We start from the raw sequence: 23,680 nt of genomic DNA on the forward strand, positions 1-23,680 counted from the left end.
CGCGCGCCGGCAGATGATTGCTTTTGGCAGTCATCCAACCACCGCGATGGCGCGTAGATGAGAAGGTCGTCGCTGCGGCGCAACCGGAAGCGTTGAACAACCAGAAAGCAAAAGTCAGTATGCGGATAGCCATCATCGGTACGGGAATCGCCGGCCTGTCAGCGGCATGGTTGCTCAATCAACGTCACGACATCACCGTATACGAAGCCGATGACCGGATCGGCGGTCATTCGAACACCGTCGATGCGCCCATCGGCGATCGGTCGATTCCCGTCGATACCGGGTTCATCGTCTTCAATGATCGCACCTATCCCAATCTGAACGCCCTGTTCGCGGCACTCGATGTGCCTTTCAAGCCGAGTTCCATGTCGTTTTCCGTCAGCGTCGGCGGGGGCGCGCTCGAATATGCCGGCGACCGGATCGCCAGCCTGTTCGCGCAGCGCCGCAATCTGTTTCGCCCGGCCCATTACCGGATGATCGCGGATATCCTGCGCTTCTATCGCGAATCCGTCGCCATGGTCGCCGCCGACCGGATTCCCGATCACACGCTGGGCCGCCTGCTCGCCGATGGCGGTTACGGGCGCGCTTTCATCTACGATCACATCCTGCCGATGGGATCGGCGATCTGGTCAGCCGATATCCGCGAGATGCTGGATTTTCCAGCCAGCACCTTCCTGCGTTTCTTCTCCAATCACGGCCTGCTCACCGTCAATGACCAGCCGCAATGGCTGACCGTCGAGGGCGGCTCGCGGGTCTATGTCGAGCGGCTCTCGGCGCCTTTCCGCTCCCGGATTCGCACGGGGACGCCCGTGCGCGCCGTCAGCCGCAGCGAAGACGGCGTGATCGTCGCGACCGACGGCCATGAACCGGAGCATTTCGACCAGGTGGTCTTTGCCACCCATGCCGACACGACGCTGGCCCTGCTCGCGGATGCCGATCCCGAAGAAGAAGCCGTGCTGGGGCAGTTTCCGTTCCAGCCCAACACCGCCATCCTGCATACCGACCCGGCGCTGATGCCCCGGCGTCGCCGGGCCTGGGCCAGCTGGAACTACATGTCGCCCGCATCCGTCTCGGCCGGCAGCCCCGTCTCGGTGACCTACTGGATGAACCGGCTGCAATCCCTGCCCTGCGCAGAGGATGTCTTCGTCTCCGTCAACCCCACGCGCGCGCCCGATCCCGCGCGGGTTCTGGGGACCTTCGCCTACGATCATCCCGTCTTCAATGCCGGCGCCATTGCAGCGCAGACGCAAATCGGCGATATTCAGGGACGGCGCGGGATCTGGGTCTGCGGGGCATGGACGGGTTACGGCTTCCACGAAGACGGGCTTTCTTCGGCGCTGGAAGTGGCTCAGGCGCTCGGCGTGCCGCGCCCCTGGCAGGTGCGCGAATCGAGCACGGCGGCAGACAATTGCCGGCCTGCACGCCCGGCACCGGCAACCATGGCGGAGGCGGCTGACGGTTACGGCCTCGCCGCAGCGGAATGAATCTGGCAAAAGCGCGCGATACATCCAACCGGCTTTATCCGCGACCGGCCCGTGAGCCGGCCGCCACGCTCTATGTCGGGCGCGTGATGCATCGCCGGTTGCGCCCCTTCGGTCATCGTTTCGCTTATCGCGTGTTCTCGCTGCTGATCGATATCGACCGGATCGACGAGGTTGCGGCCAGGAGCCGGCTGTTTTCCCACAACCGCTTCAATCTCTTCGGCTATCACGACCGCGACCACGGACCGCGCGAGAATGTTGCGCGCGAGAACGCCTCCCGGGATGCCGGTGCTGCGGGGCACGCGGGCCTGCGCCCCTGGCTGGAGCGCCATCTCGACGCCGCCGGCATCGATATCGGCCATGGCCGCATCCGGCTCCTCTGCTTCCCGCGCGTGCTCGGCTACACCTTCAACCCGCTGAGCATCTTCTTCTGCCACGATGCGGCGGGGCGGCTCGCGGCGATCATCTACGAGGTGCACAATACCTTCGGTGAACGTCACGTCTATCTGTTCCGGATCGCGGATGGCGATCGGGCGAGCGCCGCGCGGTCGGCGGTCCTGACCCATGCCACCGACAAGACCTTCCACGTCTCGCCCTTCATCGACATGACACCGCGCTATCGCTTCCGCCTGCGCGAACCGGGCGAGACATTGTCGATCCTGATCCGCGAGGCGGATTCGCAAGGCGATCTGCTGCTGGCGACCCTGCATGGCGAAGCCGTGGCCTTCAACGATGGCAATCTGGCGAAACTGTTCGTCACCCACCCGCTGATGACGCTGAAGGTGGTTGCGGCGATCCACTGGGAGGCACTCCGGCTCTGGTGGAAGGGAGCGCGCTATCATCCGCGCCCCGAACCGCCGCCCCACGGCATGAGCCCGCGCTGAATGGCCGGGGACAGCGAGCCGATATCCGTTCGAGACCCGGCGCCGGCACAGCCCTTGTCGAGCCGCGTGCTGGCCGCCTATGGCGCCCCGGCCCTGCCGCTCGCGGCACTCGGCCTGCCGGTCTTCATCCATCTGCCGACATTCTATGCCACCGCGATGGGGCTGGGTTTCGCCACCGTGGGCGCCATCCTGCTCTTCGCCCGGCTGTGGGACGTGATCACCGATCCCCTGATCGGCTTTCTGAGCGATCGCACCATGGGGCGCTTCGGGCGCCGGCGCCCCTGGATCGTGGCCGGATTGCCGCTGGTTCTGGCCGCGACCTGGGCGTTGTTCGTGCCGCCGGACGGCGCCGGCGCCTGGCATCTGCTGCTCTGGTCGCTCGCCCTCTATCTCGGCTGGACCATGATGATCCTGCCGCTGAGCGCCTGGGGGGCCGAACTCTCGCCCGATTATCACGAGCGCTCGCGGATCGCGGCCTATCGCGAGGGTTTTCTCGTCCTCGGCACGATGCTGGCACTGGGACTGCCCGTTGCCTTCGGCCATGTCGATGCGGATGATGCCGGGGAGGCGCTCACCGTGATCGCGATCATGATCATCGTGGCGCTGCCGCTCGCGGTGATCCTGCTTCTGGCCGCCACCCCGGATTCGCGCCTGCGCGCCATGCAGGGCGCCATCGGCCCGATCAGGGGGCTGCGGGTGCTCTCGCGCAATGAGGGGTTCCGCCGGCTGATCATCGCCTATCTGATCAACGGCATCGCCAACGGGCTTCCCGCAACACTCTTCCTGCTCTTCGTCACCCATCGCCTCGCCATTCCCGAACAGGCCGGCGCCCTGCTGGCCATCTATTTTCTGTGCGGGGTTCTGGCCGTGCCCGTCTGGCTGAAGCTGAGTTATCGTTTCGGCAAGCACCGGGTATGGTGCGCGGCCATGGTCTGGGCCTGCCTCTGGTTCGCCATGGTGCCGCTGCTCGGCCCGGGCGACTTCTGGCCCTTCCTCGCGATCTGCGTCCTGACCGGCATCGCGCTGGGAGCGGATCTGGTGCTGCCCGCCTCGATGCAGGCCGATGTCATCGATGCCGATACGGTGCAAACCGGCGAGCGCCGTGCGGGGTTGTTCTTCGCGCTCTGGGGCATGGCCACGAAGCTGGCCCTCGCGCTGGCCGTCGGCCTGGCCTTCCCGATCCTGAGTTTCGCCGGTTTCGACGCCGAGGGCGACAATCCGCAAGCGGCGCTCGTGACGCTGGTGGTACTTTATTCGCTGGTTCCGGTGATCTTCAAGGGCGCGGCCATCGTATTCATGATTGGATTTCCGATTACGGCCGAGCGCCAGCATGAAATGCGACTGCGCATAGAGCAGTCGGGCATCGAGGAGCGGGACAATGCGAACACGTCCGCGTAAGTGGGCCGGATCCGGCCTGCTCTCCCGCCTCCGGACCCTCGTGATCGTCGGTCTGACCACCATCGCGATGACAGGATGCAGCAGTATGAAACCAGAGGATTTTGCCGGGACCGAGCCGCAATTTCGCCTCGAGGAATTCTTCGAAGGCCAGACCAGGGCCTGGGGAATCTTCGAGGACCGCTTCTCGAATCTGCGCCGGCAGTTCACGGTCGATATCGACGGCACCTGGGACGGTGAGACGCTGACTCTCGTCGAGGATTTCGTCTATGAAGACGGCGAGGAAGAGCGCCGCATCTGGGTGATCCGGCCCGATGGCGAGGGTGGCTATACCGGCGAGGCTGACGGTGTCATCGGCACCGCGAGCGGGGTCGCGCGGGGCAATGCCGTGAACTGGCAATACCATTTCGATCTCGAGGTCGGCACCCGCAGCTTCAAGGTTCATTTCAACGACTGGATGTTCCTGCAGCCCGATGGCGAGACCATGATCAACCGGGCCTATGTCACCAAATGGGGTTTCCGGGTTGGCACCGCGTCGATCTTTTTCCGCAGGATCGATGGCGAGGATGGGCAGGCAAGCCATGCTGTCGGAAATGGAACCGTGGCGCAGTGATGCACCCGGCCTCATCCGGCGAGCTTGCGCCGGATGAAGGCGATGATCCGGCCCAGCACCGGGACATGCAGATAGACCTGGCTGCCTGAATCCCAATGGTCGAGGTGTTCGCTCACCAGACCGTCTGCGCCGAAATGAACTTCGCTCATCCCCGCAATGCGGAAGGCGCGACCGCGATAGAAGAATGTGAAATCCCAGCGCAGATAGGCTGCATGCTGCGCGCCGATTGCGATATCCGTCACCGTAAAGGAAGGCTGCGACAATCCCTCGAACATGTGCCGGAACACGGCGGCCAGCCGCTCGCGCCCCGCGAAATCGCTGAACGGATCGCGAAACCGCACATCCGGCGCGACCAGCGCACAAAGCGCGGCGATGGTATCAGGCGCGAGCGCCTCATAGGCATCGGCATAGCGGCGTGCGAGAACCCGAACCGGCTCGCCTGGCTGGTCGCGTGCGCCCGTCATTGCCCGGTGATCCGCCGGATGATCGGGAAATAGAGGCTGTAGGGCAGGCAGCGCATGATCTTCAGCATGAAGGTGAAACGCCGCGGGAACGTGACCTCGAACCGCCGCGAGGCAAGTGCTCCGACCATGCGGTCGGCGGCTTTCTCGGCCGTGATCAGAAACGGCATGGGAAACTCGTTCTTCTCGGTCAGCGGTGTCTTCACGAAGCCGGGATTGACCAGTTGCAGCGTCAGGCCGAAACGGTCGAAATCGAGCTTCAGGCTCTCCGCCATGTTGATCAGCGCCGCCTTGCTCGCCCCGTAGGAGACGGCATTGGGCAGGCCGCGATAACCGCTGACCGAGGCGACGACCTGCACATGCCCCCGACCGGCTTCCCGCATCGGCGCGAGCGCCGCTTTCAGGCAGGTCGCTACCGACAGAAGATTGAGATCGATCGTCGGAGGCAGCGTTTCGTCGGACAAGCTCTCGGCATCGTCCGCCAGATAGGTTCCGGCATTGAGAATGGCGAGCGCGATGGGGCCATGCTCTGCGGTGATCGCGCGGACGGCGCCCTCCACCGCAGCATTATCGGTGACGTCCAGAGCCTGCGCGACGATGCGCCCGGACAGGCCCTCGGCGCGTTCGGCCAAAGCTGCGAGCTTGTCGGCGGAACGCGCGCTCGCCATCACCGTCCAGCCGTCCCTGGCCAGTCGCAGGCACACGGCCTCTCCGATGCCCTGGCTCGCACCGGTGACCCAGGCGACACCGTCTGATGGGGTTACGGGCATGAATGATCTCCGGGAACGGATTGCAAAAACCCGCATCATGCGGCGATGTCGGGCGGGATTGTCATCCGGCATGAAGAACAGACCCGGCGGTCCCTCTCGGCACCGCCGCGTCCGGCAACATTGCCTCATGATACGAGCGCCGGCGACGTTCGGATCGACGATTGACAACGATCCTAGCGTATCATTCCGTCAGGTGGATACCGGCTGACGGGAAAATGATACGTTGAACAATGATCTGGAACGCCCGGCCTGACCCCGTCAGGTCGAAGCGCGCTCTGGCGGGATGGCCGTTCCGCGTCAGCCCCTATCCGTGGCTTCGCGCCCGGTCCGGGCTGGCCCCGGCCGGGTCGAAGCGGTAAAGATGACACGGATACGCCCATGGTGGCACTTAGCTGCGTGCCGGTCGATGCCGACCCGGCACGAAAGCTCTGACATGGGTGCGGATCGGGTGAGGCGCGAATGAACATGGATCCGGAAACCATCGCGGCGGCGGCTTTCGTCCTGTCGTTGCGCGAGCGCGGCCTGCGCGACAAGGCGGTGCTCGGCGCCATGGAGCGGGTGCCGCGCGAATTGTTCGCACCCCGCCGTTTCGCGGATCTCTCGCGCCGTGACGTCGCGCTGCCGCTGCCGCTCGGCCAGACCATGACGGCGCCGTTCTCCGTCGCCGTCATGCTGACGGCTCTCGCGGTACGGCCAGGCGACAGCGTGCTCGAGATCGGCGCAGGCTCGGGATATGTCTCGGCGCTGCTGGCACGGCTCGGCGCGCAGGTGGTGAGCGTGGAGCGCTACGCCGCCCTGGCCGACGGTGCCGCCATGCGATTCGCGGAGCTGGGCATCACTGACGCGATCGAGATCAGCGTGCGCGACGGGTTGACCATGCGCACGAGCGAGCGCTTTGAGCGCATCCTGCTCAACGGCGCCCTGCCCGCCCTGCCCGACGACGTCACCCGCCTGCTCGCCCCGGGAGGCCGGCTTGTCGGCGCGCTCAACGGCGAGACCGGGCCGCAGCTCGTCACCGTCGATGCGGATCTGCAGGGAAAGCTGCGCGCGGCAAGCGGGGCGGATCTGCGCATCGCGCCGCTGGTTCAGGCCGAGACCGCCGTGCCGACGGCGCGGCTCAGAAGCGCATCCCCGGCGGCAGCGGCGGGGCCTCGTTCAGCAGGGTGATGGTCACCCGGCGGTTGGGCGCGATATAAGGGTTGTCGGGGAACATCGGATCGGTGTCACCCTTGCCGACCACCGAGGCGAAACGCCCGTTCGGCAACCCGTTGGCCGCGAGGATGTCACGCACCACGACGGCGCGTCCCGAGGTGATCGCCCAGATATCCTCCACGGTGACGGCCCCGGGCCGCGGCACGGCGGTATGGCCGGAGACGCGCACCCGATTGGGCATACGCCGCAATACCGGCGCGATCACCTCCAGCAGGCGGCGGGTTCGCTCATGGGGCTGCACTTCGCCTTCCGCGAACATGGACCGGCCATCCTGGTCGATCAGGGAGATGTCGAGGCCTTCTTCCGTGTGCTCGATAATGACGTTGCGCGAGACTTCGAGGATCTCGGGCATGTCCTGAAGCGCCTGGCGCAGGGAGGCCGTGGCCAGCGCGAATCCGTGATCCTGCGGCAATTCCGGCAGGCCTTCCTCGCGATGCTCGTATTCGTTGGGCGTGGTATAATCCGTCGCCTCCTCCGGGGGCACGTCGCGCAGATTCTGCACATGGGTGGCGGTCGGGATGCCCTCCACCTCGATGATGCCGGAGAAGCGCGATTCGGGATTGACGCCGAAAGCATCGCGCATCGAACCCGCGACGACCTGCAGCTTGCGCTGATCCTGGGTGGAAAAGGCGACGACCATGACGAAGAAGGCCATGAGCACGGCCATCAGATCGGCGAAGGTGACCATCCACATCGGGGCACCTGCAGGGGGGGCAGCCTTGCGTCTCGCCATGACCGTATTCCTTTCCGCCTGGAGCGCGTCCCGACCTGACAAAGTCAGACCGGGCGCTCCAGGCCATTATCTGGCGCATCATTTTTCCCGTCAGCCGGTATCCACCTGACGGCATGATGCTCTGGAGCGCGTCCCGACCTGACAAAGTCAGACCGGGCGCTCCAGGTCATTATCTGGCGCATCATTTTTCCCGTCAGCCGGTATCCACCTGACGGCATGATGCTCTGGAGCGCGTCCCGACCTGACAAAGTCAGACCGGGCGCTCCAGGTCATTATCTGGCGCATCATTTTTCCCGTCAGCCGGTATCCACCTGACGGCATGATGCTCTGGAGCGCGTCCCGACCTGACAGAGTCAGACCGGGCGCTCCAGGTCATTATCTGGCGCATCATTTTTCCCGTCAGCCGGTATCCACCTGACGGCATGATGCTCTAGGCCTCTGCGGCATAGGCCTCGCGGTGCTGATCAGGCAGATAGGCGACCAGCATCTCGCGCACGATGGCGGGACTGCGCGAATCCCGGATCTGCAGGATTCCGTCGATGATCATCGAGCGTGAGATGTCCTCATCCTCGAACTTCAATTGCAGCTTGTCGGCGATGGGCAGACAGAACAGATTGGCGATCAGCGCACCGTAGAGCGTGGTCAGGAGCGCGATCGACATGGCCGGGCCGAGCTTGGCCGGGTCGTTCATGTTCGCGAGCATGATGACGATCCCGAGAATCGTGCCGATCATGCCCCATGCCGGCGCCGCATCACCCATCTGGCGATAAATCTTCTGCCCCGCATCGACACGCTGGAGGAAATTGTCGCGATCCTTTTCGAGGGTCTCGCGGATGAATTCCTTGTCGTAACCGTCGGCGATATAGCGCAGCCCCTGGGCGAGGAAGGTATTTTCCGTCTGGACGTTTTCCAGCGCGATCGGCCCGCTCTGGCGCACGACTTCGGCAATGCGGGAGAATTCGTCGATCAGATCGCGTGGTGTTTCCGATTTCATCTGGAAGGCGTAACGCACGCCAATCGGAAGGCCCTGGATCATCGTGGCCAGGGGAAAGCGGATCATGGTCGAAGCCACGGTACCGCAGATCACCAGCACGAACCCCTTCGAATCGAAATAGGCGCCGAAATTGCCGCCATCGAGCATGATCACGCCGACCAGCGTGCCGATACCCGCAACGAGCCCGATACCAGTGGCCAGATCCATCTTTGCCTCGAAAGCAGATGCAACATCGGGATGAACCGGCAGGCCGGTTTCGTCTCCCGCAAGGTCACTCTAGCGACGCTGCGCTGAAGATAGGGTTAACCCCGCTGCGCCCCGGCCTCCTGCAACAGACCATCCGTCGCCGTCTCGATCCGGGCCTGCAGATCCTCGAAGAACCTGCCGCGCGGCATGCCGGGACCGATCGGATCGAGGATTTGCACCACGATCGTACCCGGATGGCGGATGAATTTGCGGCGCGGCCAGTACAAGCCGGAATTCAGCGCCACCGGCAGGCAGGGGGCACGGAGTTTCGCGTAGAGATGCGCCACGCCGAATTTGTAGGCGGACGGCGCGCCGGGCGGACGGCGGGTGCCTTCAGGAAAGATGATGATCTGCCGCCCGGCGGCGATCTCCTCACGCGCGCGCGTGATCATCGCCTTGAGCGCCTGCGCACCGCCCTTGCGATCAACGGGCACCGAGCGCGCCTTCCAGGCATACCAGCCGAAAACGGGAATCCACATCAATTCGCGTTTGAGCACATAGGCCGGATCGTCGAGGATGACGAGCAGGGCAAAGGTCTCCCAAAGCGACTGGTGCTTGGAGGCGACGATCATGCCTCCGGCAGGGATCTTCTCCAGCCCGCGAAAATCCGCCCTGGTTCCCGCGATCACCCTCAGAAGCCAGAGCGAGGAGCGGGCCCAGAGCCGCGCCACACGCATGAAGACCCGGCGCGGAGCCGCCAGAACCGGCAGGCACAGGATCATCCAGACGACGAGGTTGAGATAATAAGCCAGATTGAAGGCGAGGGAACGCAGGATCAGCATGGTTCATGAACCGTGAGCGGCGTGCCGGACGCCGGAAGCAGGGCAACGGGATATCCCTCCTAACCGCCCGGGCCGGCTTTGTGAATGGCAAAGCCGCCTCATTCCGCTCCGGATACCTCGCCCGATGCCTCTCCCGGAGCCGCTTCGGCGCCGCCATGGGAATGTGGTTGCCGGCTGAGAATCTCGGCAAGCCGCGAGAGTTCCGGATCGTTCTCGAATTGCGTGCGCGCCCAGACCATCAGGAACTTGAGATATTCCTGCCCGAGCAGGCGAAAGGTCGAGCCGTCGCGCCACCAGCGCGACACCTCCATATCCGTCGGCGAAACCGCATGCGCGTATTTGGCGACATCGGGCATCGCATTGTCGAGTTCGAGCATGGTGCGCGGCATGTGGTAATTCGAGGTCACCACGATGATCGCCTCGAACCCCCGCTCCGTGACCCAGCGCCGCGTCTCGATGGCATTGCCGATCGTGTTGCGGGCGCGGTGGTCGAGATCGACGCAGCATTCCAGCCAATCCTTCTGACCGGGATTGAGCCGGGCGATCTGTGAACGGGTGGTGCGCTCGTTCACGCCGGAAATCAGCAACCTGTCGGCAAAGCCGCGCGAAAGCAGCGCGATCGCATCGGCGACACGCTGCGAACCGCCGGTGAGCGCCACGATGCCCTGGACACGCGGCGGATCACCCGCATGGCGGTAGCCGTCGAGCGTATCCACGAAGATCAGAAAGCCGCCGGCGAGCAGCAGCGCCGCGATCAGCGGCAGGGCGAGCATGGCGCGCAGGACGAGCCGCAACCGACCCGCCCGCTTGCGCGCCGGCCCGGCGGCATGCTGCCGCCATGCTCGATTTTCTTCATCTGCGGCCATGTTACGGCCGTCTCCCGCCGCCACTCGCGATCCGTTCCTTATCGCGCTCCCGGTTGCGCACGGCAATCCGTAAAGCGCCCAGCGGGGCAGATTGCCGGGCGATTACGGCCTCAGCGGGGCAGCTTCGCGCGTGACGCCCGTTCACGGCATGCGCTGCAGGAAACGGCGCACCGACAGATCCGACATCGCCGCCGTCACCAGCGCGGCGACGAGCGCCGTGCCGGCCATGACCAGATAACCGCGTGCATCGATCTCGAAGGCCCCGAACAGCGCTTCCAGCTGATCGCCCGCCGGCGAAGCCCGCCAGGAGGCGGAAATCCAGCCGAGCGCCACGAAGATCGTGATCGCCGCGACCCCCCCGATCGCACCGCCCTCCAGCCCCAGACGCAGGAAGCGCCGGCGGAATTCGCGGGCGATATAGGCGTCGTGCGCGCCCACGTAATGCAGCACCTCGATGATGTCGCGATTGCCGGCCATGGCACCGCGCGTGGCAAAGGCGACGGCGAGGCCGGTGGCGATCAGCACCAGCAGCACGAGGGCGATCCCCACCCCGACGATGGTCTGCGCCATGTTCGACAGCCGCGCCAGCCATTGCGCATGATCATCGAGACTCGCTCCCGGCACCGCCTCGCGCAGCTGGGTGCGCAGGGAGGCGAGATCGGGCGGGCTTTGCGGGTCGAGCCGTAATTCGATCAGGCGCGGCACCGGCAGTTCAGCGAGATCGAGACCGCTGCCGAGCCAGGGCTCGAGCAGGCGCTCCGACTGGCCCAGACTGAAGGGCTCCACGGCCAGGATACCGGGCGTATCGCGCGCCATCCGCGCCGCCTGCGCGACCAGTTCCTCCATGTCAGCCTGGGGCTGCGGACGGATCTGGATGGTCGCCTCCGCCCCCACTGCGGCGCGCCATTGCGCCGAATTCGTCGCGACGAGTTCCGCCGCGCCGGCACACAGGGCCGCGAGAAAGGTGAGGATCGCGATCACGGCCACGAGGGCGCGCGCCGCCGCCGAATCGACGGGGACGAGCGGCGTCTGGCGCGCGAGCAGCCGGGCGATCACGGCGCGCCCGGGCAACGGTCGGCGCGGGCGATGCCCGGCGCGCGCTTCGTCTGGCGCGCCGTGTTGTGCTTCACCCTGCCCATCATCTTGCGCGTGATTCGTGGTTCCCGGCACCCGGCCCCCCTTTGGCATTGTCCCTGCACTTCTCAGGCATCGATATGCAGATGGCCGTCGGCAAGAAGCAGCCGGCGGGCATCGTAGAGATCCATCAAGGCCAGATCATGGGTGGCGATCAGGACCGCCGTGCCCAGCCGGTGCAATTCGACGAACAGCCGCAACAGCCGCCGCGCCAGACCGGGATCGACATTGCCGGTCGGCTCGTCGGCCAGAAGCAGGTCGGGACGCGTGATCAGCGCCCGGGCGATCGCCGCACGCTGTTTCTCGCCGCCGGAAAGCACCGGCGGCAGCACATGCATGCGCTCGCCCAGCCCCACCCAGGCGAGCAGTTCCGTCACCTCCGCCCGGTAGCGCGCCTCCTCCATTTCCTGGACACGCAGGGGCAGGGCGACGTTTTCGTACAGGGTGAGATGGTCGAGCAGGCGAAAATCCTGGAACACCACCCCCATGCGCCGGCGCAGATCAGCCAGGCGGCGCTGGTCGATGCGGCTGACCTCCTCGCCGAACAGCGTCATAACCCCGCGCGTGGGCCGCACCGACATCAGGATCAGCCGCAAGAGCGTGGTCTTTCCCGCGCCGGACGGACCGGAGAGAAACTGGAACGAATGCGGCTCGATCGAGAAGGTGAGATCGCGCAGCACTTCGGGGCCGAGGCCATATCGGACCCCGACATTCTCGAAATGCACGACGGGAATGTCGCTGAAATCAGGAGCGAAAGCGAAGTCCTTCACGGGTCCTTAACCAAAATGATTCCCCAATACCGGAACGGGTCCGGCAACCAGCCTACCTGTCGACACGTGATTCGCCCATGCTGATCGTATGCCCGTCTTGTGAAAGTGAATTCGCAATCGATCCGGCGCTGCTGCGTCCGAACGGGCGCAAGTTGCGCTGCGCGAGTTGCCGCGAGGTGTTCTTCATCGATGCGCCCGATGACGAGGAGGCTTTCGACGCGGATGATCCCGTGGCGGCCAGCCTGGCGCGGCGCATGCGCGGCGAAGAGGAGGCGGGCCCGGAAATCGCGGTGGATGCGCGCAACCTGCGCCCGACCGCCCATGACGCGTCCGGCCAGCGCGCGGGCGGCCTGCTGCGGCGGCTGACGGGCGCCGTCACGGGCCTCGCATACGGCATCTGCGGCGCGCTGCGGCGGCTTCCGCTGACGCCGATCTTCGCCATGCTGCTGCTGGGCATGGTGATCGGCGGGCTGATCGGCCGCGAAAGCGTGGTCCGTCAGCTTCCGGCCACGGCGCAGCTCTATGAAATGGCAGGCATGCCCGTCAATCTGCGCGGCCTCGAACTCATGGAAGTGCGTTCCGAGCGCACCCGCGAGGATGACGGGGAATATCTCACCGTCCACGGCACCATCGTCAACCGCACCGATCGCAGCCACATGGTGCCGCCGGTCGCGGTGATTCTGCGGGCCGAGACCGGACAGCCGGTCTATTCCTGGAATGTGGAGGCGGATCGCCGCACGCTGCATCCGGGGGAAAATGTCGGTTTTCGCGCGCGCCTGGTTGCGCCGCCGGCGGAAGCGAGGCAGGTTCTGGTACGCTTCGCCGCAAATGCCGAAATTGCCGGCAGTCGCGACTGAAGCGTCGCTCCGTTTGTTTCGAGAGGCTCGAAATGGTCCAGTCGCGCGTGCGCGTTCTCTATGATGAAGACACCATCGCCCGGCGTTGCGAGGAACTCGCCGCCGCGATCAGACAGGCCGAGCCGAAGGACCTGCTCGTCGTTGCGGTCCTCAAGGGCAGCTTCATGTTCGCCGCCGACCTGATTCGCGCCCTGCACCGGGTCGGCCTCGCGCCGCAGGTGGAATTCGTGCATCTGTCGAGCTACCGCTCGGGCACAACCTCCTCCGGCCAGGTCGAGATCCTGCGCGATGTGGAGAGCGCGGTCGAGGGCCGCGACGTGCTCCTGATCGACGACATTCTCGAATCAGGGCGCACCATCGTCTTCGCCAAGGATCTGATCGCCGCGCGCGGCGCGCGCCGCGTACTCTCGGCGGTCCTGCTGGAAAAGCCCGGCAAGCGCGCCGTGCAGATCGAGGCAGATTTCGTCGGATTCACCTGCCCGGACGTCTTCGTCGTCGGCTACGGCATGGATGTGGCGCATTCCTATCGGCAATTGCCCTTCGTCGGTGTGATCGATACCGGCGATACCGATCCCGATCTGTTCGAACCCGCGAGCGCGGCGTCGGATGCAGCCGGGCCGGGAGTCTGACGCCGATGGCCAGGATCCTGCTCGTCGATGACGAAGAACCGGTGCGCGGCTTCCTCAGTCGTGGCCTCCAGCTCGACGGTCACGAGGTCGTCACTGCCGAGGACGGGGCCGAGGGGCTCGATGCGCTCGGGGAGGCGGATACCCCCTTCGATCTGCTGCTCACCGATATCCGCATGCCGATCATGGACGGGATCGCGCTCGCGCTCGCGGCAAAGCGTGATTTTCCCGACCTGACCATCCTTCTGATGACGGGCTTTGCCGATCAGCGCGAGCGCGCCCGCGGGCTCGATGCCATCGTCGCGGACGTGCTCACCAAGCCCTTCTCCCTCGACGACATGCGCGCCGCCGTCAGCCGCGCGCTGGCGCAGACCGGCTGAGGCGACGCTTTCCCCGCATGCCTCGCGCAAGGCTCGGGCGCTATTCCTGATGCTGCGATCACGGCAGTTCGGGAGTGCAAGCCTTGCTCATCATCATCGGCATCATCATAACGATGGCCTCGCTGCTCGGCGGGTTCTGGGCGATGGGGGGCCATGTGCCGGTCATCTGGCAGCCCTGGGAATTCGTCATCATTGGCGGCACGGCCTTCGGCACCTATATCGTCGCCAATTCGCCCAGCGCCATCAAGGATACCGGACGCGCCTGTCTCGAGGCGGGCATGGGAAAGGTCCCGCGGCAGCGCGATTATCTCGACGTGCTCGGCCTGCTCTACATGCTCATGCGCGATATTCGCGCCAAGGGCCGCAACGAGGTCGAGCCGCATATCGACGATCCCCATAATTCCGAGATCTTCCAGCGCTTCCCGCTGGTGATGAAGCGCCCCGAATTGCTGCAGTTCATCTGCGACTACATGCGCCTGCTCGTCATCGGCAATGCCCGTTCGCACGAGATCGAATCGCTGATGGACGAGGAGATCGAGACCATCCGGCGCGAGCGGCTCAAACCCTACAACGCCATGATGATCCTGGCCGAAGCCTTGCCCGCGCTGGGTATCGTCGCCGCCGTACTCGGCGTGATCAAGGCCATGGGCGCCCTCGACCAGTCGCCGCAGCTGCTGGGCAGCCTGATCGGCGCGGCGCTTGTGGGCACCTTCACCGGCATCTTCGCCTCCTACGGGCTGGTCGCGCCGATGGCCTACAAGATCAAGGCCACCCGCGAACACCAGATGCGCCTCTACACCATCACCAAGCAGACCATCCTCGCCTTCATGAACGGGGCCCTGCCGCAGATCGCCCTCGAACACGGACGCAAGGCGATTTCCTCCTATGACCGCCCCTCCATCGACGATGTCGAGAACGAAACCCTCGCGGCTGCCGGCCGCCCCGCCAATGACCGCGTGCCCAGCCAGGGAGCCGCATGATGATCGATTTCGATGATCTCGACGAAGACGGCAACATCAAGCCGGCCTCGGAGCGCGCCGCAGCGCGCACCGGAAACGCAATTTCCGACAAGCTGCTCGATGCTGCCGGCATCACCGTCGACCGCCTGCCGATGCTGCATGTGATCTTCGACCGGGTGGCGACCTATTGCGCCGACGGGCTGCGCCACATGTCGGCCTCGCCCTCCTATTTCTCGGTGAGCAATATCGAGAGCGGGCGCATCGGCGACATTCTCGAATTCTACGAGTCAAACGCCATCGCCGCCATGTTCCACGCCACCGAATGGGACACGCGGATTCTGGTGGGATTCGATCGCGATTTCATCTTCACCATGGTGGAGGTCCTGTTCGGCTCCGACGGAACCGAGCCGCCGGTCGACGAGGAGCGCGGCTTCTCCAATATCGAGACCCGCGTGGCGCAGACCCTGTTCGAGGAGGCCGGCAAGGCGCTCGCCACCGCCTTCGGCCCCGTGGCCCGGACCGGCTTCAAGCTGGAGCGCATGGAAACGCGCATGGATTTCGCCATTATCGGCCGACGCAACAATCTCTCCGTGGTCGCCAAGCTGCTGATCCAGGCGCTGGGGCGCGGCGGCGAGATGTTCGTCATCATCCCGCAATCGGCCCTGTCGCCGATGCGCCAGAACCTCGCCCATGTGCTCTCCGGCGACGGCGCCGGCGCCGATCCGCGCTGGACGCAGCAGATGCAGGCGGAGGTGCAGCGCACCCGGGTCTCGCTCGAGGCGATTCTCGAGGAGCGCATGATCACCCTGGGTGACGTGGCGCAGTTCCAGGTCGGCCAGGTGCTCGATCTGCAGGCCGGGCCGAAGACGCCGGTACGGCTGCAATGCAATGGCCAGGCGCTGTTCTCATGCGCGCTCGGCCAGTCGAACGGCGCCTATACGCTGAAAATCGAAGACGAGATCGATCAGCAACAGGAGTTCATCGATGCCCTCCACAGCCATTGACATCGCGCTCCTGGTGGCGCTGGTCTTCACCTGCGGCTTCTCCTTCGCCATGCTGCGCGAATTCCGCCGCTTCAAGGCCCATGCCGGCGAATATGGGCTTGCCCTGCACGAGGCGTCACAGGCCATGGCGCGGGTCGATGAGGCGCTGGCACGCACCCATGACGAGGGGGCCCGCACGGCCATCACCCTGGGCGAACGGCTTGAGGCCGCGCAGGGCACCCTTGATGCGCTGAAAGCGACCGAGGCCGCCGCATCGGCGCAGCTCCTGCGCCTGCGCGAACGCATCCACGAGGCCCGCGATGCCGCCGCACGCGCCGAAGCCGCGATCCGCAGGCCGGACGACCCGCAGGGCGGGTCGAGCGCCCAGATGAAGGGTAAAGCAAGCGGGACCGGGCGGCGCAAGGCAGCCGGCAGCAAGGCGTCGCACAAGAGCGCGGCTGCCCCCGGGATCGAATCCGTCGCGGCAGATGACTCCGCCGTGGCCATGCATCAAAACGAAGCCGCCCAGCCCGCCGCCGTGACGGAGAATCGTGGCACGCTGGCACTCGCTCCCCCGAGGAAGCGGCGCAAAACGCCCCGCGCACCCGCAAGATCCTCTCCTGGCCCGTCATCCGCAGCACCGGAATCGCAGCCGGCGCCTGAGCGCGGATCCCCAACATTCCAGAGGTAGAATTCGATGACCCAGAAAAGCACCACCGCGAACAAGTCCCGCAATGCCGGGCGGAAAGCCGAAGCCCCGGACAATGCGGCGGCGCTGCATGAGGCCGGCGCCACAGAGCAGGTGACGGCGCAGCAATTCACCGCCAAGGCCGCCGCGAGCGTCGCCGATCTCGCCGATGAAATCGCGCGCGATCCCCATGCCGCCGGCTTCGCCGACGAGGCCGAGGAGACGCTGCATGATGCGCATGCGGGTTACAATCTCGATTCGATCATGCGCATCCCCGTCTCGATCCAGGTCGTGCTCGGCTCGGCCTCGATGCCGGTGGCCAATCTGATGAAGCTCGGGCGCGGCGCCGTGGTGCCGCTCGATCACCGGGTCGGTGAACCGGTCGATGTGGTCGTGAACGGGCGCGTCGTGGCGCGCGGGGAGGTAGTCGTTGTCGAGGATGACAATTCCCGCTTCGGGGTCTCGCTGACCGAGATCGTCACGGCACAGAGCGCCTCCGCCGGTTTCTGAAGCTGCGCGGCAGACAGTTTCGCCAATCGGGGAATGATACGAGATGACAGCGCTTGCGGCCTATGAGGCCACCCTGCCCAAACCGCGTGAACTGGAAGGCGCCGACAAGGTCGCCGCCCTGATGCTCGCTCTCGATCCGGAGATCGCGCGACGCCTGATGGGGCGCTTCGAACCGCCCGAGCTCAAGCGCATCTCGCGGGCCGCCGCCGATCTCGGCGTGGTCAGCGCGGCCGAGCTGGAGACGGTGATCGAGGAATTCGCGCTGGAATTCTCCTCGGGAACCTCGCTTTTCGGCACCGCCAACGAGGTCGAGCGGCTGCTCTCGGGCATCCTGCCGCCCGAGCAGGTCAGCGAGATCATGCAGGAGGTGATCGGCAATACCAACCGCTCGATCTGGGAGCGGATCTCCGGTGTCTCGGAGGGCATTCTCGCGGCCTATCTGCAGAAGGAGCACCCCCAGACGGCGGCGCTCATCCTCTCCAAGGTGAAGCCCTCCTGCGCGGCCAAGGTGATGAGCCAGATGCCCAAGGACATGCGCAACTCGCTGATGCGGCGCATGCTCTCCTTCAAGCCTGTGGTCGAGGAAACCATGCGCATCGTCGAGAAGACGCTGCACGAGGATTTCATGCTCAATTTCGCCCGCAATATGGGCGTCGACACGCATTCGCGCATGGCCGACATCATCAATAAAATGGAACGCGACCAGATGGAGGACGTGCTCGACAGCCTGGCCGAGGCGCGCCCGAAGGCGGCGGAGATCCTCAAGGGCCTGCTCTTTACCTTCGAGGACGTCATCAACCTGGTGCCGCGTGCGCGCGCGGCGATCCTCGACCAGATTCCCACCGAACGCCTCGTCATCGCCCTCAAGGGCACCGAGCCCGATTTCCGCGACGCCATCCTCTCTTCGCTGGGCACCCGCGCGCGGCGCATGGTGGAGAACGAACTCGCCTCGGGCGAGGCCGTGGCGCAGAAGGATGTCGTCGAGGCGCGGCGCATGGTCACCGATCTGGCCCTCGAAATGGCAGGACGGGGCGAAATCGAACTCAACCCGGACCAGGACGAAGGTGCCTATATCCGCTGATTCCGATCCACTGCCACTGACGGAGAGAGACGGTGTCGGAGGAGCAGGACCGCGCCAGCAAGACCGAGGAGCCGACGGAAAAGAAGATCCAGGATGCGCTCGAAAAAGGGAATGTCCCGGTCTCGAAGGAGGCCCTGACCTTTTCTTCGATCGTCTCGATCCTCGCCATCTGCTTCCTCCATATCAGCCACGGCGTCACGGGTCTCGCGGGCGCGCTCGAGCGGTTCATCGACGATCCGGCCGGGATTGCGCTGCATGACGGATCGGATGCGACCAGCCTCATGCATGCCATCGCCGCAGCCAGCGGCTGGTTCCTCCTGCCGCTCGTGGCGCTCCTCGCCGTGGGCGGGCTTTCGGCCTCCTTCCTGCAGAACCGGCCCCGGCTCGTGGGGGAACGCATCAAGCCCAAGCTCAACCGGATCTCGCCGAAATCCGGCTTCAGGCGTCTCTTCGGCGAGCAGGGCTGGATGGAATTCGGCAAGGCGATCTTCAAACTGGCGATCATCGGCTTCGTCATCGCTGCCCTGTTCTTCTTCGATGCGCATCGGGTGGTGAGTGCGATGTATTCCGACCCCTCCGCCCTGCCCGAACTTCTTCTGGCCCTGACGGTGCGGCTGCTGACGGCGGTGTGTATCGCCACGATCCTGCTCGTCATCGTCGATATCATCTTCTCGCGCAGCCACTGGCGCAAGGAACTGCGCATGACGCGGCAGGAGGTGAAGGACGAGCACAAGCAGATGGAGGGCGATCCCCAAATGAAGGCGAAGATGCGCTCGCTGGCCCGCGACCGTGCGCGCCGGCGCATGATCGCCGATGTGCCGCGCGCCACCATCGTCATCGCCAACCCCACCCATTACGCCATCGCCCTGCGCTACGTGCTGGAAGAAGGTGGCGCGCCCGTGGTCGTGGCCAAGGGCAAGGATCTCGTGGCGCTCAAGATCAGGGAAGTGGCCGAGATCAATGCAATTCCCGTGATCGAGGACAAACCGCTCGTACGATCGATGTACGACAAGGTCGAGCTGGATTATCCGATCCCGCCCGAATTCTATCAGGTCGTTGCCGAATTGCTTTACCTCTTTCACTATAATAGAAACAATCCGGTCGGTTCGAGCGCCGGGTCGGGCCTGTCCTGAGGCCTGGCAGGCATGGATAAGCTGCGATGAAGAAAGAAAAGCATCTTCCCGGCATTCTCGAAAGGGAAAGGCTCATCGGCGACGCCGTCAAGTCGGTGGCAGCAGAGCTGCGCCTCGTCGATCTCGATATTCTCGCGCGGTTCATCTATCTCGAACAGCATGCCAATATCGCTGATCTCGTCGCGTCGTCATGCGAAATGTTCTTCAAGGAGAATACGCTGATCTATGGCTCGCGCGCCGATATCGAGCTGAAATGGGGCGAGATTCCGAATATCGTGCTCGATCTGGAATTCCACCATCAGGGCGTGCAGGTCTTCTTCGCCCTCGCCCTGCGCCCGCTGGTCGCCGCCGTCGATGTCCATGCCATCAGCTTCGAGGGTGACGGCCATACACCGGCGCAAAACACGGCCCGCCTGATCGCCGCCCTCGACGATGCCCGGATCGGCAACGACAACCGCCTTGCCGCCGCCGGCATCGCTGTCGAGGCGCAGCGCCACCAATGATGCCCGCGCTTGCCCTCGCGCATCGCAATCTCTAGGCTGAACCGAACTCAGCGAGAGTAGAGGGCGTCGCGTGATGGATGTTTCGCTTGAGGGAGCGATCGGCAAGCTCGAAAACGCATTGGGTATGCTGGAAGCCGCCGTGAACCGGCGAATCGCCGTGGATCACGCCCGCGCTGATCTCGAAACCGAATTGCAGATCATGCAGGACGATCGCGCCAGGCTCGCCGTCGAACTCGACAGCGCCAGCAACCGGCTCGGCAGCGTCGAAGCCGCAACGCAGGATGTCTCACGGCGCGTGGCGCGCGCCATTGCCACGATCGAAGAGGTGCTCGCCAACCAGGAGCCCGAAGCGGGCGATACGGAGCATCACTAGCGCATCATTCCCCCGGGTGGATACCGGCTGACGGAATGATGCGTCAATCAATGACCTGGAGCGCCGAACTGACTCCGTCAGCTTGGCGCTCCGGAGGGGTTTCGCCGCAATTCGCGGGGAGTGAACCGGGGAGAGCAAGGTGCCGCAGGTCACGGTCAATATCGCGGGCAAGAGCTATCGCATGGCCTGTGCCGATGGCGAAGAGACCCATCTCGACGGCCTCGCCCGGCTTCTCGACGGGCGTATCGCGCAGATGCGGGAGGCTTTCGGCGAAATTGGCGACATGCGCCTTCAGGTCATGGCGGCGCTCACCCTCGCCGACGAACTCGGCGAAGCGCGCAGCAGGACCGCACGGCTCGAGGCCGAGATCGCGGAGCTGAAGGGGATCGTGGCCAATGGCGATGCGCGCGCCCATGACAGCGAAGCGCGTCTTGCGGGCGCCATCCTCGAGGCCAGCGCGCGCATCGAACGTCTCGCCCGCAGCCTGAATGCCGCGAGCAGCGCGGCCATGCCGGGGCAGAATTCGCTGCCGGGCAAGGGGGTGCCGGGCAAGGAGCTGTCGGGCAAGGAACAGGTTTCACGGAATCAGGATGACAGCGGCGGTTACGACGATTCGGAACCCGGCTGACGCGGCCCGCAAATCTTCACAAATCGCCGGAGGGCGGAACCGTCTTGCCGTTCTGCAACGGCTCGCGGCGGGTACGACGGCGCGCCCGTGCGCGCTGCATGCTGACCACGAAGCTGCGTACGGCAAGATAGGAGATCGCGAAGGTCATGATGCCAAGCGGCACGGCCCCCACCGTCATGGTGGTCAGCACGGGCCAGAGCTGGTCGAGATCGATGGAGAACAGGCCGCGTTCGATCAGCTGCTCGCTTTGTGATTCGACCGTATCCGAATCCGGCATCTTTTCGTCGTCGAGGAAGGAATAGATCCAGCGCCCCGTCTCGTAGGTGGCGGCGAAGATGAAGGGGAAGGTGAGCGGATTGCCCACGATCGTCCCCAGGGCCGCGGCCAGCATGTTGCCACGCGTGATGAAGGCGACGACGAAGCTCAGGATGAAATGGAATCCGAGCAGCGGCGTGAAGGAGCAGGCCGCGCCCGAGGCAAAACCGGCTGCGATCGCATGCGGTGTCGCCGAAAGCCGGGGCAGGCGCTTGGCGAGATAGATGAAAGGACGCGTGATACCGCGCTTCGGCCAGAGTGCGCCGCGCAGCTTTTCACGCCAGTTCGGGGTCTTGCGCCGTCCAAACAGCATTCTGTCGCGCTTCTCCTGCCAGTCGCGTCAGGCCCGGTGCACCACGTCACAGGCGAGCCCGACGGAAAAGCCCTTTTCAGGGTCCGAGCCATTACTGCGAAAACGGCTCACCCCGAGGCATGCGATTGACCACGCGCCGCGCGGTACAGATCGGGTCCGGATGAATGGCCCGGCATGTTCCTGTAACGGAAATGCCGCTGCCCGCATAGTGCAATGGCCATCCTGATCACCAGCCTCATGTCGGGACGCGGGCAGCGGCAGACAAGGGCAGCGGCAGACAAGGGCGGTGGCAGACAAGGGCATTGCCTCAGGATGCGGCGCAGCAACGGATGCATGCAGCCATATTCGAAATTCCATCGGGTTTCCGCCCCATTTCGCATCAGATGTCAGCCTTGCAGAAAGGCGTGAACATCGCGTTGACACGACAGACCAAACGGGCCGCGAGGCTGCCGGGACGCAGCCCGGATCGGACTTGCGTAAAGGAAGATCGGTCCCAACCTCTCATGCAAAGGCACTATGCTCGCCGCGAAGACGAATCGAGCGACGGAGGACATCATGCTGCGCGACGACGCCACCCTCGACAACAGCCTCACCGCCTGGGACCGCGATCATTTCTTCCATCCCTCGACCCATATGGGCGGCCATGCGCGCGGCGAGACGCCCACCCGCATCGTCGCCGGGGGTGAGGGCTGCCACATCGTCGATCGCGATGGCCGCACCAGCCTCGACGCCTTCGCCGGTCTGTATTGCGTCAATGTCGGCTATGGCCGCGCGAAGATCGCGGATGCGATCGCGCAGCAGGCCTCGCAGCTGGCCTATTATCACGCCTATGCCGGTCATGGCAGCGAGGCGGCGATCACGCTGTCGAAGATGATCATCGACCGCGCACCCGCAGGCATGAGCCGGGTCTATTACGGCCTCTCCGGCTCGGATGCCAACGAGACCAACATCAAGCTGGTCTGGTACTACAACAACATCCTCGGGCGCCCGGAGAAGAAGAAGATCATCTCGCGCTGGCGCGGCTATCACGGCTCCGGCGTGATGACGGGCAGCCTCACGGGGCTGGAACTGTTCCATAATGCCTTCGACCTGCCGCGTGCCCCGATCCTGCACACGCAGGCGCCGTATTTCTACCGCCGCCCGGATCGCTCCATGGACGAGGAGGCCTTCAGCCGCTTCTGCGCGCAGGAGCTTGAAGACCTGATCGAGGCGGAAGGGCCGGAAACCATCGCCGCCTTCATCGGCGAGCCGCTGCTCGGCACCGGCGGTATCGTGCCCCCGCCAAAGGGCTACTGGGCCGCGATCCAGACCGTGCTCGACAAATACGACATCCTGCTCATCGCCGACGAGGTGGTGACCGGTTTCGGGCGCCTGGGCACCATGTTCGGCTCCGACCATTACGGCATGAAGCCGGATCTGATCACCATCGCCAAGGGCCTCACCTCGGCCTATGCGCCGCTTTCCGGCGTGATCGTCGGCGAGAAGGTCTGGGAAGGCCTCGTCAAGGGCTCCGACATGATGGGGCCGATCGGCCATGGCTGGACCTATTCGGCGCATCCGCTGTGTGCGGCAGCCGGCGTGGCCAATCTGGAGCTGATCGACGAGCTCGGCCTCGTGGAGAATGCCGGCAAGGTCGGCGCCTATCTCAATGCCGGCCTGCGCGATGCGCTGGCCGATCACCGCCATGTCGGCGAGGTGCGCGGTGAGGGCATGATCGCCGCCGTGGAATTCGTCGCTGATCGCGATGACCGCGTCTTCTTCGATCCCGCACGCAAGATCGGGGTGCAGCTCGCCGCCGCGATGCTGGAGCGCGGCGTGATCGCCCGCGCCATGCCGCAGGGCGACATCCTCGGTTTTGCCCCTCCGCTTTGCCTGACCGAGGCGGAAGCCGATACCGTCATCGCCGCCGCCGCAGGCGCCGTGGAAGCGGTATTCGATCGCTGACGAAGGCGAGCGGGCCGGCGTCGGGGCCGAACCGGGGCCGGCCCTT

At 65.1% G+C, this 23,680-nt stretch carries 27 protein-coding genes; 18 read left to right on the top strand and 9 right to left on the bottom strand.

What is annotated here, in order from left to right:
* The first annotated feature begins 119 nt into the window (after positions 1–119).
* The 4 genes from GA0071312_RS02495 (at position 120) to GA0071312_RS02510 (ending at position 4,373) form a co-directional block, all read left to right on the top strand.
* Complete coding sequence (locus GA0071312_RS02495) at positions 120–1,484, top strand: NAD(P)/FAD-dependent oxidoreductase (protein WP_074443482.1); 1,365 nt, start codon at positions 120–122, stop codon at positions 1,482–1,484.
* Positions 1,481–2,365 carry a DUF1365 domain-containing protein gene (locus GA0071312_RS02500; RefSeq protein WP_074443483.1) on the top strand — a complete coding sequence of 295 codons (885 nt, stop codon included), beginning with the start codon at positions 1,481–1,483 and terminating at the stop codon, positions 2,363–2,365. The genes GA0071312_RS02495 and GA0071312_RS02500 overlap by 4 nt, the downstream gene beginning before the upstream one ends.
* Positions 2,366–3,763 carry an MFS transporter gene (locus GA0071312_RS02505; protein ID WP_083204244.1) on the top strand — a complete coding sequence of 466 codons (1,398 nt, stop codon included), beginning with the start codon at positions 2,366–2,368 and terminating at the stop codon, positions 3,761–3,763.
* 67 nt (positions 3,764–3,830) lie between these two features.
* Positions 3,831–4,373, top strand: a complete 543-nt coding sequence (locus GA0071312_RS02510; protein ID WP_074444148.1) for a DUF3833 domain-containing protein — start codon at positions 3,831–3,833, stop codon at positions 4,371–4,373.
* An 11-nt stretch (positions 4,374–4,384) separates the two neighbouring features.
* Here GA0071312_RS02510 and GA0071312_RS02515 read toward each other — a convergent pair whose 3' ends face one another.
* Positions 4,385–4,837, bottom strand: coding sequence for a nuclear transport factor 2 family protein (locus GA0071312_RS02515; protein ID WP_074443485.1), 453 nt, complete (start codon positions 4,835–4,837; stop codon positions 4,385–4,387).
* Positions 4,834–5,604, bottom strand: a complete 771-nt coding sequence (locus GA0071312_RS02520) for an SDR family NAD(P)-dependent oxidoreductase (protein WP_083204245.1) — start codon at positions 5,602–5,604, stop codon at positions 4,834–4,836. Before GA0071312_RS02520 ends, GA0071312_RS02515 begins: the two co-directional genes overlap by 4 nt.
* 459 nt (positions 5,605–6,063) lie before the next feature.
* On the opposite strand from GA0071312_RS02520, the gene GA0071312_RS02525 reads away from it, so the two are divergent.
* Complete coding sequence (locus GA0071312_RS02525; RefSeq protein ID WP_074443486.1) at positions 6,064–6,771, top strand: protein-L-isoaspartate O-methyltransferase family protein; 708 nt, start codon at positions 6,064–6,066, stop codon at positions 6,769–6,771.
* Here GA0071312_RS02525 and GA0071312_RS02530 read toward each other — a convergent pair.
* The 6 genes from GA0071312_RS02530 to ftsE all read right to left on the bottom strand — a co-directional run bounded on the left by GA0071312_RS02530 (position 6,722) and on the right by ftsE (position 12,341).
* Complete coding sequence (locus GA0071312_RS02530) at positions 6,722–7,549, bottom strand: OmpA/MotB family protein (RefSeq protein ID WP_074443487.1); 828 nt, start codon at positions 7,547–7,549, stop codon at positions 6,722–6,724. The two genes, GA0071312_RS02525 and GA0071312_RS02530, sit on opposite strands and share 50 nt — an antisense overlap.
* 430 nt (positions 7,550–7,979) lie before the next feature.
* Positions 7,980–8,750 carry a motility protein A gene (locus tag GA0071312_RS02535; protein WP_074443488.1) on the bottom strand — a complete coding sequence of 257 codons (771 nt, stop codon included), beginning with the start codon at positions 8,748–8,750 and terminating at the stop codon, positions 7,980–7,982.
* A gap of 95 nt (positions 8,751–8,845) precedes the next feature.
* Positions 8,846–9,571, bottom strand: a complete 726-nt coding sequence (locus tag GA0071312_RS02540) for a lysophospholipid acyltransferase family protein (RefSeq protein WP_074443489.1) — start codon at positions 9,569–9,571, stop codon at positions 8,846–8,848.
* Positions 9,572–9,669: 98 nt separating this feature from the next.
* Positions 9,670–10,437 carry a YdcF family protein gene (locus tag GA0071312_RS02545; protein WP_074443490.1) on the bottom strand — a complete coding sequence of 256 codons (768 nt, stop codon included), beginning with the start codon at positions 10,435–10,437 and terminating at the stop codon, positions 9,670–9,672.
* Positions 10,438–10,578: 141 nt separating this feature from the next.
* Complete coding sequence (locus GA0071312_RS02550; protein WP_338056791.1) at positions 10,579–11,607, bottom strand: cell division protein FtsX; 1,029 nt, start codon at positions 11,605–11,607, stop codon at positions 10,579–10,581.
* A gap of 32 nt (positions 11,608–11,639) precedes the next feature.
* Complete coding sequence (ftsE, locus tag GA0071312_RS02555; protein ID WP_074443492.1) at positions 11,640–12,341, bottom strand: cell division ATP-binding protein FtsE; 702 nt, start codon at positions 12,339–12,341, stop codon at positions 11,640–11,642.
* 77 nt (positions 12,342–12,418) lie between these two features.
* Between ftsE and GA0071312_RS02560 the strand changes: the two genes are divergently transcribed.
* From GA0071312_RS02560 to GA0071312_RS02615, 12 genes are all read left to right on the top strand, one after another.
* Complete coding sequence (locus GA0071312_RS02560) at positions 12,419–13,198, top strand: zinc-ribbon domain-containing protein (protein ID WP_074443493.1); 780 nt, start codon at positions 12,419–12,421, stop codon at positions 13,196–13,198.
* A gap of 32 nt (positions 13,199–13,230) precedes the next feature.
* Positions 13,231–13,827, top strand: coding sequence for a hypoxanthine phosphoribosyltransferase (gene hpt / locus GA0071312_RS02565; protein ID WP_074443494.1), 597 nt, complete (start codon positions 13,231–13,233; stop codon positions 13,825–13,827).
* 5 nt (positions 13,828–13,832) lie between these two features.
* A complete protein-coding gene (locus GA0071312_RS02570) occupies positions 13,833–14,204 on the top strand; it encodes a response regulator (RefSeq protein ID WP_074443495.1) in 372 nt (123 codons plus the stop codon).
* A gap of 83 nt (positions 14,205–14,287) precedes the next feature.
* A complete protein-coding gene (gene motA / locus GA0071312_RS02575) occupies positions 14,288–15,184 on the top strand; it encodes a flagellar motor stator protein MotA (protein ID WP_074444150.1) in 897 nt (298 codons plus the stop codon).
* Positions 15,184–16,167 carry a flagellar motor switch protein FliM gene (locus GA0071312_RS02580; protein WP_074444151.1) on the top strand — a complete coding sequence of 328 codons (984 nt, stop codon included), beginning with the start codon at positions 15,184–15,186 and terminating at the stop codon, positions 16,165–16,167. Before motA ends, GA0071312_RS02580 begins: the two co-directional genes overlap by 1 nt.
* Positions 16,148–16,837 carry a hypothetical protein gene (locus tag GA0071312_RS02585; protein ID WP_074443496.1) on the top strand — a complete coding sequence of 230 codons (690 nt, stop codon included), beginning with the start codon at positions 16,148–16,150 and terminating at the stop codon, positions 16,835–16,837. Before GA0071312_RS02580 ends, GA0071312_RS02585 begins: the two co-directional genes overlap by 20 nt.
* Before the next feature lie 222 nt (positions 16,838–17,059).
* On the top strand, positions 17,060–17,344 hold the full coding sequence (gene fliN, locus GA0071312_RS02590; RefSeq protein ID WP_238947125.1) for a flagellar motor switch protein FliN: 285 nt from the start codon (positions 17,060–17,062) through the stop codon (positions 17,342–17,344).
* A gap of 43 nt (positions 17,345–17,387) precedes the next feature.
* Positions 17,388–18,425, top strand: coding sequence for a flagellar motor switch protein FliG (locus tag GA0071312_RS02595; RefSeq protein WP_074443497.1), 1,038 nt, complete (start codon positions 17,388–17,390; stop codon positions 18,423–18,425).
* Positions 18,426–18,457: 32 nt separating this feature from the next.
* On the top strand, positions 18,458–19,558 hold the full coding sequence (locus GA0071312_RS02600) for an EscU/YscU/HrcU family type III secretion system export apparatus switch protein (protein WP_074443498.1): 1,101 nt from the start codon (positions 18,458–18,460) through the stop codon (positions 19,556–19,558).
* A 26-nt stretch (positions 19,559–19,584) separates the two neighbouring features.
* The gene (locus GA0071312_RS02605; RefSeq protein ID WP_074443499.1) at positions 19,585–20,061 is read left to right on the top strand and encodes a hypothetical protein; all 477 of its coding nucleotides are present in this window, start codon (positions 19,585–19,587) and stop codon (positions 20,059–20,061) included.
* Between the two features lie 73 nt (positions 20,062–20,134).
* Positions 20,135–20,434, top strand: a complete 300-nt coding sequence (locus GA0071312_RS02610) for a DUF4164 domain-containing protein (RefSeq protein WP_074443500.1) — start codon at positions 20,135–20,137, stop codon at positions 20,432–20,434.
* Between the two features lie 139 nt (positions 20,435–20,573).
* Positions 20,574–21,062, top strand: a complete 489-nt coding sequence (locus GA0071312_RS02615; RefSeq protein WP_074443501.1) for a cell division protein ZapA — start codon at positions 20,574–20,576, stop codon at positions 21,060–21,062.
* 16 nt (positions 21,063–21,078) lie between these two features.
* Here the strand turns inward: GA0071312_RS02615 and GA0071312_RS02620 are convergent, their stop codons facing one another.
* The gene (locus GA0071312_RS02620) at positions 21,079–21,690 is read right to left on the bottom strand and encodes a DUF2062 domain-containing protein (protein WP_074443502.1); all 612 of its coding nucleotides are present in this window, start codon (positions 21,688–21,690) and stop codon (positions 21,079–21,081) included.
* A 555-nt stretch (positions 21,691–22,245) separates the two neighbouring features.
* Between GA0071312_RS02620 and GA0071312_RS02625 the strand changes: the two genes are divergently transcribed.
* Positions 22,246–23,634 carry an aspartate aminotransferase family protein gene (locus GA0071312_RS02625; protein ID WP_074444153.1) on the top strand — a complete coding sequence of 463 codons (1,389 nt, stop codon included), beginning with the start codon at positions 22,246–22,248 and terminating at the stop codon, positions 23,632–23,634.
* Positions 23,635–23,680: the final 46 nt, after the last annotated feature.

This window comes from Saliniramus fredricksonii (assembly GCF_900094735.1).
Classification (GTDB): domain Bacteria; phylum Pseudomonadota; class Alphaproteobacteria; order Rhizobiales; family Beijerinckiaceae; genus Saliniramus; species Saliniramus fredricksonii.